The sequence below is a fragment of the Streptomyces sp. NBC_00012 genome (assembly GCF_045040875.1).
In the GTDB taxonomy this organism is placed as follows: domain Bacteria; phylum Actinomycetota; class Actinomycetes; order Streptomycetales; family Streptomycetaceae; genus Streptomyces.
Genome location: NZ_CP108309.1, coordinates 1150380 through 1163042, shown reverse-complemented (window position 1 = coordinate 1163042; position 12663 = coordinate 1150380). Strand labels below are relative to the sequence as shown.

10 protein-coding genes and 2 pseudogenes are annotated in these 12663 nt (G+C 71.8%); 4 read left to right on the top strand and 8 right to left on the bottom strand.

Features of this window, described 5'->3' with window-relative positions; all coding sequences use genetic code 11:
• Positions 1–218: 218 nt before the first annotated feature.
• Positions 219–746: a DoxX family protein gene (locus OHA19_RS05590; protein WP_405719312.1), complete on the top strand. Its 528-nt coding sequence runs from the start codon at positions 219–221 to the stop codon at positions 744–746.
• Positions 747–806: 60 nt separating this feature from the next.
• Here the strand turns inward: OHA19_RS05590 and OHA19_RS05585 are convergent, their stop codons facing one another.
• The 5 genes from OHA19_RS05585 to OHA19_RS05565 all read right to left on the bottom strand — a co-directional run bounded on the left by OHA19_RS05585 (position 807) and on the right by OHA19_RS05565 (position 7225).
• Positions 807–2024: a chitobiase/beta-hexosaminidase C-terminal domain-containing protein gene (locus OHA19_RS05585; protein WP_405719314.1), complete on the bottom strand. Its 1218-nt coding sequence runs from the start codon at positions 2022–2024 to the stop codon at positions 807–809.
• A gap of 176 nt (positions 2025–2200) precedes the next feature.
• Positions 2201–3850 (bottom strand): FAD-dependent oxidoreductase, encoded by a 1650-nt coding sequence (locus tag OHA19_RS05580; RefSeq protein ID WP_405719316.1) that lies wholly within the window; start codon positions 3848–3850, stop codon positions 2201–2203.
• A 28-nt stretch (positions 3851–3878) separates the two neighbouring features.
• Complete coding sequence (locus tag OHA19_RS05575) at positions 3879–4793, bottom strand: diiron oxygenase (RefSeq protein WP_405719318.1); 915 nt, start codon at positions 4791–4793, stop codon at positions 3879–3881.
• Positions 4794–5022: 229 nt separating this feature from the next.
• Positions 5023–5589, bottom strand: coding sequence for a GNAT family N-acetyltransferase (locus tag OHA19_RS05570; RefSeq protein ID WP_405719320.1), 567 nt, complete (start codon positions 5587–5589; stop codon positions 5023–5025).
• 250 nt (positions 5590–5839) lie between these two features.
• Entirely contained in the window at positions 5840–7225 is a 1386-nt protein-coding gene (locus tag OHA19_RS05565) for a hypothetical protein (protein ID WP_405719322.1), read from the bottom strand.
• Between the two features lie 272 nt (positions 7226–7497).
• Between OHA19_RS05565 and OHA19_RS05560 the strand changes: the two genes are divergently transcribed.
• Positions 7498–8808, top strand: coding sequence for a molybdopterin-dependent oxidoreductase (locus OHA19_RS05560; RefSeq protein ID WP_405719324.1), 1311 nt, complete (start codon positions 7498–7500; stop codon positions 8806–8808).
• 325 nt (positions 8809–9133) lie between these two features.
• Here the strand turns inward: OHA19_RS05560 and OHA19_RS05555 are convergent, their stop codons facing one another.
• The 3 genes from OHA19_RS05555 to OHA19_RS05545 are packed head-to-tail and all read right to left on the bottom strand — an operon-like array spanning position 9134 to position 11315.
• Positions 9134–9940, bottom strand: coding sequence for a class I SAM-dependent methyltransferase (locus OHA19_RS05555; RefSeq protein ID WP_405719326.1), 807 nt, complete (start codon positions 9938–9940; stop codon positions 9134–9136).
• Positions 9937–10614 carry a DUF2064 domain-containing protein gene (locus OHA19_RS05550; RefSeq protein WP_405719329.1) on the bottom strand — a complete coding sequence of 226 codons (678 nt, stop codon included), beginning with the start codon at positions 10612–10614 and terminating at the stop codon, positions 9937–9939. Before OHA19_RS05550 ends, OHA19_RS05555 begins: the two co-directional genes overlap by 4 nt.
• Positions 10611–11315, bottom strand: coding sequence for a glycosyltransferase family 2 protein (locus OHA19_RS05545; protein ID WP_405719332.1), 705 nt, complete (start codon positions 11313–11315; stop codon positions 10611–10613). Before OHA19_RS05545 ends, OHA19_RS05550 begins: the two co-directional genes overlap by 4 nt.
• Positions 11316–11609: 294 nt before the next feature.
• Between OHA19_RS05545 and OHA19_RS05540 the strand changes: the two are divergent.
• Both OHA19_RS05540 and OHA19_RS05535 read left to right on the top strand, forming a co-directional pair.
• Positions 11610–12135: pseudogene (locus tag OHA19_RS05540) on the top strand (response regulator transcription factor); the annotation flags it as partial.
• Positions 12127–12619 (top strand): annotated as a pseudogene (locus OHA19_RS05535) (sensor histidine kinase); the annotation flags it as partial. The pseudogenes OHA19_RS05540 and OHA19_RS05535, both read left to right, overlap by 9 nt.
• Positions 12620–12663: the final 44 nt, after the last annotated feature.

The window sequence follows — 12663 nt, the reverse complement described above, 5'->3', positions numbered from 1 at the left end:
CAGTGTCGTCTGCGCCAGTTGTAGACCACCGGAACACCATTGTGCAACAAGTTGCACAATGCTGTGGGTCTCATGGGCGGGAAGGAGGCCGTCGCCCGGACGGCGTAGCACCGGGACACGTCGGCGCCCTGCGCCACGGAAAGTGGAACCACGGCATCCGGCCGACCTGGCACGGGTGCCCCGCACACCTCCACCCCCGAACCCCTGCGGAGACACCCATGGCCTGCCTCGACCGGCACGACCTCGGCCTGCTCGCCCTGCGCATCGGCACCGGCGCGGTACTGGCCGCGCACGGCACCCAGAAGCTGGCCGGCTGGTTCGGCGGCGGGGGCATCGAAGGAACCACCGCGGCGATGGAGGCGATGGGATTCCACCCGCCGAAGCACAGCGCGGTCGCCGCCGGGCTCGGTGAGGCGGGCGGCGGAGTGCTGCTGGCCCTCGGCCTGGCCACCCCGGTGGCCGGTGCGGCCGCGGCCGGGGCGATGGCGGGGGCCGTGGCCGTCCACGCGCCCGCCGGGTTCTTCGCACAGGGCGGTGGCTACGAGTACCCGGCCTTTCTCGGCTTCACCGCCGCGGCGATCGGCCTGACCGGACCGGGACGCTACTCCGTCGACCATGTCACCCGGCATGCCTTCAACCAGCCGTGGATGGTCGCCCTGGCCTTCGCGGGCAGTGCCGTCGCGGCGGCGGCCGTGGTCGGCAGGCGTGCCAGGGGACGCGTCGCGGTCGACCCCGACGCGACCTGACCGTTCGGCGGGACAGGGGCCGGGCGGCGTGCCGGGGAGGGAGCCGCCCGGCCCCGCTCGTCACTCGCGGAAGGACAGTGACGCGGCCGGGGAGGCGTTCCCGTACGCGTCGACGGCGACCACCCGGGCCACGTACCGGCCGCCGTGGACCGTGCCGGGCACCGGGATGTCGAGGCTGTTCGGGCGGGGCACGAAGAGCGCCTGTGCGGTGGGCGATTCGAAGCGGTCGGCGAGGCCGTCCTCGGTGACCATCTGGTAGCCGTGGTCGACCTCGATGTACGACATCGAACCGTCGTTGACCGAGGTGAAGTCGCGTTGGTGGATCGAGCGGTCGTCGTTGATGTTCAGGTGCGAGTGGCCGGAGAAGAGGATGGCCTGCGGGAAGGCGCTCAGATCCTCGGCGAGCCGCGGGTTGGACGCCTGCTGGCCGTCCATCGTCGTTCCGGTGGTGGGCCGGTGGCCCTGGACCAGGACCGGCTTGCCCTTGTAGGCCGGGTCGGCGGTGATCGCGGCGAGCCGCCCCTTGAGCCAAGTGCGCTGTGCCGTGTCGGAGTTGTACGTCTCGGTGTTGACCGTGAGGACGTGCAGGCCCTTCACGTCGGACTCGTAGTAGCCGCCGCCGGAGTCGGGGAACCAGGCCTTGGGGTAGCCGGCCCGGATCGCGGCGAGGCTCGCGTCGTGGTTGCCGTTGGAGATCAGCAGCTGGGTGTCGGTCATGCCCTTGCGGGCGAGATTGGCCTGGAAGATCTCGGAGACGATTTTGTGGTCGGGGTCCTTGCCGTCACCGTTGTCGTTGATCATGTCGCCGTTGGACAGGATCGCGTCGGGCTCGGGGAAGATCGACCCGATGGTGTCGAAGAAGCTCTCGTACTTCTTGTCGGCGCTCGTATGGCTGCCGACGTGTACGTCCGACATGACGACGAGCCGGGCGAGCGGCTTCTCCCGCGACTTGATCAGATAGCCGTAGGACACCGGGACGCTGCTCCGATTGCCGTGGAAGGCGACGGCGGTGACGTTGGTGTCCTTGTCGATCCGCAGCGGACGGCCGGGGGAGTAGACGCGGCTGTCGCGGGTCGGGGTCGTGCCGTCCAGCGTGTAGCGGACGGTGGTGCCGCGCTCGGCCCGGAACTTCAGATCGACGGAGTGTTCGTACCGCCCGCCGGGGGCGCTGACACCGGGTGCGGCCGGGGTGTGCGTACCGGGGGAGTCGGCTTGCGCGGCGGTCGGGGCGACGAGCGCGACGGACGTCGCGGCGATCACGAGAGGGGTGAGTCTCACGGGGGGTCCCTGTTCTCCGGCTCGGGAAGGCCGTCCTGGATTCCCGGCCTGGTTGCATAACGGATGGATAACCGGTCTGAACCAGAGACGTTAGGTGCCGCGAGACAGGCCGTGGTGGGGCCCGAACGACTTCCCGGTGAAGCGATCATGAATGTCTGACCCCGTCCCCCGGTGCTTCAGGTCGGCAGTTTCCAGCGGCCCGCCTTCGCCGCCGATATCAGCTCCGGCACCGTGCCGAACTTGATCCGCGGGCGCCCGCCGTCGCGGCCGCGAGCCAGCTCGGCCCTGTCGATGGAGGCCAGCCCCTTGGCATCGACGACATGGCGGCTGCGGCTCCGGGCCAGCCGGAGGAACGCCTTCGGCGCGGGTGCCGGTGCGGGCAGGGCGCCGGCCACGGCATCGTCCAGAAGCGTGCCGACGGTCTCGGCGGCGCAGGCGCGGTTGGCCCCGATGCCGCCCGAGGGCCCGCGCTTGATCCAGCCGACGACGTACGTCGCGGGCATCCCCGTCACCCGGCCGCCCTCGTGCGGGACGGTGCCGGTCGTCTCGTCGAAGGGCAGACCCGTGACGGGCGCGCCCCGGTAGCCGACCGCCCGCAGCAGGGTGCCGGCCGGAATGTCCAGCTCGCCCGGACCTCCCGTCACGCGCACCGCCCGTACGGTGTCGTCGCCGAGCACCCGGACGGGGGCCGAGTGGAACCGGAGGACGATGCGCCGTCCCGATTCCGGCGTACGCGACCAGTCCACCGTCTCGCGGGCCACGTCCCGCAACAGGCCGGCCTTCTCGTCCGGCGCCGCGCCGTCGATCGTGGTGCCGGTCCGCTGATCGTGGTCGTCGACCACCAGAGCCACGCCCGGAAGATGCCTGAGGGCGAGCAACTCGGAGGCGCTGTAGGCCGCGTGCTCCGGGCCGCGCCGGCCGAGCAGCACCACCTCGCGCACCTTCGAGGCACGCAGCGCGGCCAGCGCGTGATCCGCGATGTCCGTGCGGGCCAGGGCCGACGGATCCGCGACGAGAATACGGGCGACGTCGAGGGCGACATTGCCGTTGCCGGCCACGACCACCCGCTCCGAGGACAGGTCGACGGTGTCCGGCGCGACCTCGGGGTGGGCGTTGTACCAGGCCACGAACGCGGTCGCCGAGATGCTGCCCGGCAGTTCCTCGCCGGGGATGCCGATGCGGCGGTCGGTGGAGGCGCCCACCGCGTAGATGACCGCGTCGTGGTGGGCGGCGAGCTCCTGCGCGGTGATGTCCTTGCCGATCTCGACGCCCAGGTACATCCGCACCCGGGGGTGGTCGTGGAAGCGCGCGAAGGTGTCGCCCACCTTCTTGGTCGCGGGGTGGTCGGGCGCCACGCCGTACCGGACCAGCCCACCGGCCACGGGCAGCCGGTCGACCAGGCTCACCTCGGCGTTGGTGTGCAGGAGGAGGTCCTCGGCGGCGTACATCCCGGCCGGTCCGGTGCCGACGACCGCGACGCGCAGCGGTGCGAAGTCGGACGGCAGGCTGCGCTCGAACGAAGGGGCGCTCCAGTGGTGGAAGTTCGGTTCCGTACCGACGGGACCGGGTTCCTGTCCGGCGAAGTACGCCTCGTTGATCTCGGCGTACCCCGCCTGCGCGGCGGGCAGGCTGTCCACCGGAAATATGGCGTCGACCGGGCAGGCGTCCGCGCAGGCACCGCAGTCGATACAGGACCTCGGGTCGACGTACAGCATCTCCGTGCTGCCGAAGGCCCGCTCCTGCGGTGTCGGGTGGATGCAGTTGACGGGGCACACGGCGACACATGTGGCGTCGCTGCAGCAGGTCTGGGTGATGGCGTAGGTCATCTCGTCAGCTCGGGTCGCTCGGCTCGGATCAGATCAGGTTGGCGCGCTTGTAGAGGGCCAGCGCGGGCCTGGTGAGCAGGCGCGCCGAGGTCAGGAACTCCATGAGTCCCGAACAGCTGGACCGCATCAGGGACTTGTGGTGTTCGTTGGCCCCGGCTTCGGCCAGCGCACGCCCGGTGTCGAGCCCCGCGTTCTCGTAGACCTCGCGGTTCACCATGCTGGTGACGATGAAGTAGGACGCGACCGCGATCACGAACGCGTTGAGCTGCCGGCGCAGCGGGCCGGCGTGCCGGAGCCGCTTGCGGGTCTCGTCGCGGGCGAACTTCATGTGCCGTGATTCCTCGACGACATGGATGTTGTTGATGGTGCGCACGAACGGCGCGACCCGTTCGTCCCGCATCCAGTCCCGCTGCATGACGTCGAGCACTTCCTCGGCGACCAGGATCGCGGCGTACGCGGCCTCGCCGAACGCGAGCGTCTTGAACGCCCGGCCGAGTTCCACCACAGCGCGGCGCGGCCGGTAGGCGGGGGCGCCCAGCTTCGCTGCCCCGCGGGCGAACATGATGGAGTGCCGGCACTCGTCGGCGATCTCCGTGAGTGCCCACTGGAACCGTGGGTCGGTGGCGTCCGTCGTGTATATGTCGCGCAACACCATCTGCTGGAGGATCATCTCGAACCAGATGCCGGTGCTGGCCACCGAAGCGGCTTCCTGTCGCGTCAGCTCCTTGCGCTGCGCATCGGTCAGTTCGTTCCAGTACGCCGTGCCGTAGAGCGTGCTCCACTCGGGGCTCGCACCGTGGAAGTCCTTGTCCAGTGGGGTGTCCCAGTCCACCTCGGTGGCCGGGTCGTACGACAGCCTGGCCGACGATTCGAGCAGTCGCCGGGCGACGTCCTGCTCCTCGAGCCGTTCCTGGTCCTGCGGCCGAAGGGTGCTGCCTGCCATGATGCGGCTCCTCGATTCGACAGATCGACTCGACGCCGGCCGGCCGCGACCCCATCCCGTACCTGACCGATGAGTGCGTGGCTGCCGAGCGCCTCCATCACTTGTTAGACGTCGCGTCTAGCAAGCTGTTGGACGGAACGTATAACAACAGAGCTGTGCGGGCCTACCCCTCGTGACGAATCCGCTCGGATCGATCACCGCGCGACGGGCTGGATCGGGGCGACGGCGTTCAGCGCACGGTCGGACGCCGGTGTGTGGCCCAGTACTCGTCGGCGGTGATGCCGAGCAGCACGACGTCGTGGTGACTGCCTGCGAAGAATTCGTGCTGCCGCAGCCGTCCCTCCTCCGTGAAGCCGAGCTTGCGGTAGAGGGCGAGCGAGGCGTCGTTGAACGGATAGACCTCGACCTCGCACTTGTTGTAGCGCTGCTCGGCGAACATGTACGTGAGAATCAGCTCGCTGGCTTCGGTCGCGTGGCCTCGACCGCGGTGATCACGGATGATCTCGATCCCGGTCTTGAACCGTCCGGCACGTGTGTCCGTCTCACCGACCGTCACGGATCCCGAGAACGTGCGGTCGGCCATCGTCTCGATCACCAGCCGGAACGCCTCGCCGCCCGGAGCGCGGACGGCGCGGTCGGCGGTCCAGGCCCGGAAACTCTCGGCGGAGCGGGGCGGCTCGACCCGGTCGGCGTTGCGGGCGTCGACGGTGTGCTGGGCCAAGGAGCGAAAGCCCTCCCAGTCCCCGGGCTCGACGCCGCGCAGACGTACCTTTTCACCGATCCATATGTCGCTCACGACGCCCATCCCCTCAGTTGACCGCAGGCACTGGTGGCCATGCTTTTCGAACGAGCAAGACTAACGAGCCCCTGCATGGTCGGCGGTGACGGTGGCCCCGCCGGCTCGTGGGGCCGTTCGCGGTGGGGATGCAGACACGTAGGCTGATCACGTCGGGGAAAAGCCCTCGTCGTCACTGACGAGCGCGGAAGACCGGAACGCGGGGGGATTCCGCTCCGCCATGAGCACGCCACCGGCCCCGGGACCGCGGCTACCAGCCGGTCCAGAGCAGGTGGTTGACCGTCAGGGCCACCCCCGCCTGCGCGGCCAGCCAGCCACGCCGGTGCCGTGCGGGCAGGAGTGCGGCGGCGGGCAGCAGCCAGATGATGAAGGGCTGCCAGATCCGTTCCGTCTCCGCCTTGCTCATCCCGGACAGGTCAGCGGCCAGCAAGGCGAGGAGGGCGACGAGCACAAGTACGATCAGCCGTTCCGGGGCGGTCGCCGCCCTCGAACGCAGAGCGCTCGGCGCATCCGCCGCCGCACGACGCACGCCCGCGAGCGTCGCCGGTCCGGCGGCGACCGCGGTGCAGGCGAGGTTGGCCCAGACCCAGTAGGAGTACGGCCGGACTCCACCCGCGCCCTGGTAGTAGCGCTCGACGAGCAGGTGGTACGCCTCCCACCAGTTGAACCCCGCCAGTGTGAAGGCGGCCGGCACCACCAGAGCCCCCAGTACGAAGAGGGGGAGCGGCCGGGCCGTGCGGGCGAGTGCGAGGACGGCGACGAGGAGGAGGGCGATGAGCGGCAGACCGTAACTGAGGTAGCAGAGCAGGCCGTACAGCAGTCCCGCACCCAGCGCGGCGGCTGCGGGGCTGCGGACCGTGCGGGTCGAGGCCAGTGCCAGCAGGGCCACGGACCAGGCGGCCACCGCGGTGAAGTAGCCGTCGGCCGAGGTGCCGGCCCAGACCGCGACCGGCGCGAGGACGACGAACGGTGCGGCCCGGCGGGCGATGCGCTCGTCCGCCAGGGCACGGAGCGCGATCAGGACGGCCACCACCGCGGAGGCCGCGGTCACGACGCACCAGACCCCGGCCCAGGCACCGCCGCCGAGCCCGATGCGGTCCAGGAGGACGAAGGTGAGCGTGGCGCCCGGCGGATGTCCGGCGACATGGGTGGGCCAGTTGCCCGGCGGTCCGATCAGGATGTGGTCGTCGAAGGTGCGCAGAGCGGCGCCGATGTCGTCGAAGCGGCCGATGGCACGCAGGTATTCGTGCTTCGTGGTGAGGCGTTCGGCGACGCCGCGCCCCCAGCCGTCGATCAGCGCGAGCGAGAAGACCCAGGCGAGCGAGGCGGCGTAGCAGCCGAGCAGCAGCGTCCGCCAGCGCAACCGGACGGCCAGGAGCGGACCGTGGACGATGACGGCGGTGGCGACGGTGGGCGCGGCCACCGTGCCGATCCCCCCATGCGGGTACCAGGACGCGAGCATCGGCGGCCAGTGCACGAAGAGGGAGTGGTCGGCGCTCTCGATGGCCCGGCCGACGAGCGCGGCGGCGGTGACCAGTACGACGCCCACGCCGACGGCGGCCAGGTCGCGGCGGTGCCCGGAGCGCTCTGCGGGCAGCGGCTCGGTGATGTGCTCGGTGCGGTCCTCGGTCTTCACGCAGGCACCGTACGCACGGCGGGCCCCCGGAACCGGGCGCCGGCGGGGCGCGTCACCGAGCCGTCAGATTCCCGGGCCGTCCAGGGCCTCTCGTTTGGATCATGCCGGGCTCGCGTGCCCCGCTCCCTGATCCGGCCCGATCCGAACGAAAGACCCTGGACGGGCCGGGCAGGAGGGCGGGTGCCGGGCCCGTACGTTCCGAGGGGTGACGTCATCGTTTCGTCAGGAGTCGCAACTCTCCCGCCCCGGGGTCCCGGACATAGCGTCGGGGCATGGGCGACAGCCGTCGGAAAAGTCCGACACCTCACGCTTCCCTTTCCCGGTTCTCCTCCGGCCGTGCCGCGACGCTCCTCGAACGGCTCCCCTCGGCGCCCGGGTTCTGGCGCAGCCCCGTGCGAGGAGTCGGCTTCACCGCGGTCCTCGGACTCGTCCTGCTCGCCGGGATCACGCTGCTCTTCGTGACGGGCCTGCTGTCCTACGCCGCCTACAACCCGGACCTGAATCCGGTCAACGACAAGACGCCCGACAAAGGGCTGCTGGGTTTCTACCTCTTCGCCTGGCCGACCGGGCCGCACTGGCTGTACCGGCTGACGCAGGGGCTCCATGTCACCGTGGGGACCGTCCTGGTTCCCGTGCTGCTGGCGAAGCTCTGGTCCGTGGTCCCGAAGCTCTTCGCGCTGCCGCCGGTCCGCTCCGTCGGGCACGCGCTGGAGCGGATCTCGCTGTTGCTGCTGGTGGGCGGGGTGCTGTTCGAGTTCATCACGGGGCTGCTCAACATCCAGCTGGAGTACCTGTTTCCGGGCTCCTTCTACCCGTTGCACTTCTACGGGGCATGGGTGTTCTTCGCCGCGTTCCTCGCCCACGCGGGGCTCCGGGTGCCGCAGGCCGTACGGGTGCTGCGGTCGGGCGGACTGAGCGGGAAGGTACGCGACGACCCGCTGGAGTCCCCCGATCCCGCGGAGCCGACCCTCTCCCGGCGTGGCGCGCTGGCCATGGTGGGCGCGGGCTCACTGCTCCTGCTGGTCACTTCGGCCGGACGGAGCTTCGACGGGCCGGCGAGGCTGCTGGCCCTGCTCACCCCGCACGGCGCCGCCGAACCCGGATCGGGACCCAACGGCTTCCAGATCAACAAGACGGCCGCCGCGGTCGGCATCACCACGGCCGAGACAGGGGAGGGCTGGTGGCTGACCGTCAGTGGCCCGGCCGGGAACCTCCGGTTCACCCGTGAGCAGCTGCTGGCCATGGACCAGTACAGCGTGGCGCTGCCGATCGCCTGCGTGGAGGGCTGGTCCACCTCGGACCAGTGGTGGCGCGGCGTACGGCTGAGCGATCTGGCGGCCCTCGCCGGATACCCGGACCGGCCACCGGGCGTACTGGTGGAATCAGTCCAGCGCAGCGGGCCGTTCCGCCGGGCGGCACTCCGCGACAACCAGGTGCGCGACCCGCGCTCGCTGCTGGCCTTGCAGGTCAACGGCGAGGACCTGTCACCCGATCACGGATATCCGGCCCGGATCATCGTCCCGGCCGCACCCGGCGTGCTCAACACCAAGTGGGTGGGCCGGCTGACCTTTGGAGAACTGTGAACAGGGCCAGCCCCCAGGTCTTTGTACGGCGTTGGTACGGCGAGGGTCCGCTGCACCTCGTCCTGATGGCCGCCTCCTTCGCTCTCGCGGGATACGCGGGGGTGCGACTGCTGGCGGGCGACACTCCCGGTGTCGTCCTGTGGTTCGTGGGCGCGGCCCTGGTGCACGACCTGGTGCTGGTTCCGGTCTACGCGTCGGCGGACCTGTTGCTGCGCCGGTGTCTCGGCCGGCATCCCGGCTCGGTGAACTTCGTCCGGGTTCCGGCCTTCCTCTCCGGACTGCTGCTGCTCGTGTGGTTCCCGCTGATCACCCGGCAGGCCGAGCTCTACGAGCCGTACAGCGGGCTTTCCCTCGATGTGTTCCTGGGGAACTGGCTGCTGATCACGGCCGTGCTGTTCCTGGGTTCCGGGCTCTGGCTGGTGATCCGGACCATCCGGCTGCGCCGCAGGGAGACGAAGGAGCGGCCGTCCGCGTCCCACTGATCGACGGGGTGCAGCCCGTGGGCGCGGGCATATCTCAGCAGTGCGGGTGTGCCGAGCCGGGCCCACGGGAACGGGTCGGCCGCGGCCGGTCCACAGCCGGTGGCGCGTCCGTCGTCCAGCTGGACCCGGACCCGCTCGTCGATGTCCTGCGGCGCGGTCTCGGCGATGAGGAGGCCGCCCGGGGCGAGCAGCTCCGCCGTACGGTGCAGAAGGTGCCGCGGGTCGCCGCCGATGCCGACATTGCCGTCGACCAGCAGAACGGTGCCCCAACGCCCCTCGCCCGGCAGCGGTTCGAAGACCGACCGGTGCAGGGCGGAACCCCCGAGCCGTAGTGCGCGCTCGACCGCGGCCTCGCTGACGTCGATGCCGAGCGCCCGGTGCCCGCGCGCCGCCAGCGCGGCGACCAGCCGCCCGGGCCCGCACCCGATGTCCAGGACGGGGCCCTCGCAGCGGCGCAGCGCCGACAGGTCCGCGGCGTCCGCGACGGCGCACCAGCGCTCCACGTCCAACGGCAGCAGCCAGCCGTCCGTACGACGGAGGAAGAGCGGCCCGTGCCCGTTACGCAGAGCGTTGGCGTACGGGTCGGTGCCCCATGCGACGTCCGGGAGCGGAGCGCTCAGCACGCCCCGGTCCGGATCCGTGCGGCTCATCGGACCGCCTCCCGGGTCAGCCGGGCGAGTTCGGCGGCGAAGGCCCCGTGCGGTGCGAGGGCGGCGACATCCACGGCGTCGGCCGCCGTGTCCACGTCCCGCAGCCGGGGAAGATCGCGCACGGCGAGCCCGGCCTCGACCAGCCGGCGCCGCTGCACGGTACCGGTCTCGGGCACGGACATCGGCACACCCCGCAGCAGCCCGGGGTCCGGCGCGGCCAGGCCCAGCGCCCAGAAACCGCCGTCCTCGGCGGGACCGAACCAGGCGTCACAGCCCTCCCAGCCCCCGGGGGAGAGCGCGGGGGCCAGATCGGCCGCAGTGATCTGTGGGGTATCCATTCCGATCAGGAGCGTCGGCCCCGTACAGACGCCGAACGCGGCGGCGAGCCGTTCGTCGAGACCTCCCGGGCCCTGCGCCACCACCTCGATGCCGGGTGGCAGCCACGGCCCTGGCACCCCGTCCAGGACGACCGCACGGCGCGCGGCGGGGAGCGCGGCGACGGTACGCAGGGTGTCGCCGAGCGCCGCCTCGGCGAGTCGCGCGGCCTCCTCGGGGGAGAAGGGCGGAGTGAGCCGGGTCTTGACCCGGCCGGGCAGCGGCTCCTTCGCGATGACCAGCACGGTCGTCACCCCGGTCGGAGCCGCGCGAGCGGTGTCGGGCGCGGCCGGGCTCATCGGGAGACCCCCGCCCGGACCGGAGGTTCGCCCAGCACGGCCCGCATGTCGCGCACCGCGTGCCAGGTGCCCAGCCAGGTGCCGGTCACCTTCGACTTCCCCGTACGCGCGAGATAGGGCACATCCGTCTCGGTGACCCGTAGCCCCGTGTCGGCCGCCCGTACCACCATCTGGAGCGGGTAACCGCTGCGCCGGTCGGTGAGATCGAGCGCCAGCAGATCGGTCCGGCGCGCGGCCCGCATCGGCCCGAGGTCGTGCAGCCGCAGCCCCGTGCGGCGGCGCACCATGCGGGCCAGCGCCGCATTGCCCGCCCGCGCGTGCAGCGGCCAGGCGCCGCGCCCCTCGGGACGGCGACGGCCGAGCACCAGATCGCTCTCGCCGTCGGCGACCCGGCGGACGAAGCCGGTCAGCAGTCCGGGGTCCAGGGAGCCGTCGCAGTCGCAGAAGCAGACGAACTCAGCCTCGGCGGAGAGCAGCCCGGTGTGGCAGGCGGCCCCGAAGCCGCGCCGCGGTTCATGCACCACCACCGCGCCGAGTGAGCGGGCCAGCTCCGCCGAGCCGTCGGTCGAGCCGTTGTCCACGACGATCGCCCGCCAGCCACGGGGTACCGAGGCCAGCACCCCGGGCAGTGCGGCGGCCTCGTCCAGGCACGGCAGGACGACGTCGGCACGGGGGCCGGAAGCATGGGAGGGAAGGTTCACCCGGATCACCCTACGGAGCGAAAGCGGACAATTCGGGTTCCGGATTCTTACGAAATTTGGACGTCGTCGGGCGGCGGCACGAGGCCGTCCCCGGTTCGCCGGCGCGGGTGCCAAGGTGGTGGCCAAGGTGGTGGCATGCAAATGACGGACACGCCGCCGCCCGTCCCCGCCGCCGGGGAGCCTCCGGCGCACCCCGGCCGGCAGACCTGCCGGGCACCGGCCACGAACCCCGGCGCCCCGGCCACCGCCCGCGGCCACGTACTCGTGGTGGACGACGACCCCACCGTCGCGGAGATGGTCACCGAATACCTGACCAGGGCCGGGTACGAGGTGGCCCGGGCGGCGGACGGTCCGGCCGCGCTGGAGCGGTACGCCGCCCGGCGCCCCGACCTGGCAGTCCTGGACCTGATGCTGCCCGGCATGGACGGATTCGAGGTCTGCCGCCGCATGCGGGCGCATGGACCGGTGCCGGTCATCATGCTGACCGCGCGCGGCGACGAGGACGACCGCATCCTGGGTCTGGAGACAGGGGCGGACGATTACGTGACCAAGCCGTTCAGCCCCCGCGAACTCGTCCTGCGCGTCGCCTCCGTACTGCGCCGCGCGAGGGCCGCCACCCCCTCCGGCCGCTCGGAACTGCTCGAAGGCGCGCCGCCTCGTCCTGGACCCCGCGGCCAGACGCGCGACGTGGGAGGGCCGGGTGCTGGCCCTCACCCTGCGGGAGTTCGACCTGCTCGCCTACCTGCTGCGCCACCCGGGCCGGGTGTTCACCCGGGAGGAGCTGATACGCGGGGTCTGGGGCTGGGACTTCGGCGACCTGCTCTCCCGCATCCACGCCGGCTCGCTCACTCTGAGCCCCACCCGGATCTCCGCCCACGACTTGGTGGGTGACGCGCTCGCCGGTGCGGACCCGCTGGCCCGCGAGCACGGGGTGCGGCTGGTCGGCGACCGGGTCGAGGCAGTGCCCGTCGAGGTCGACGGCAAGGAGATGAGCCGGGTCCTGGGCAACCTCCTGATCAACGCGATCCGCCGCACCCCGGCCGACGGCACCGTCGCGGTTGCCGCGCACCGCACGGGCGGCGGGGTGGTCCTCTCGGTGACGGACGGCTGCGGCGGCATCCCGGAGGAGGAGTTGCCCAGGGTCTTCGACACCGGCGGCGCGGCAGCCATGCCCGTACGCCCCCGGCCGGTGCGGGGCTCGGACTGGCCATCGTGCGCGGGACCGTCGAGGCGCACGTCGGCCGGGCGGAGGTCCGCAACGTCACCGGCGGCTGCTGCTTCAGGTGACCCTGCCGCAGGCCTGAGCCCCGGATCCCGTCGGGTGGCCGCCCGGCCGCGGCCAACCGAC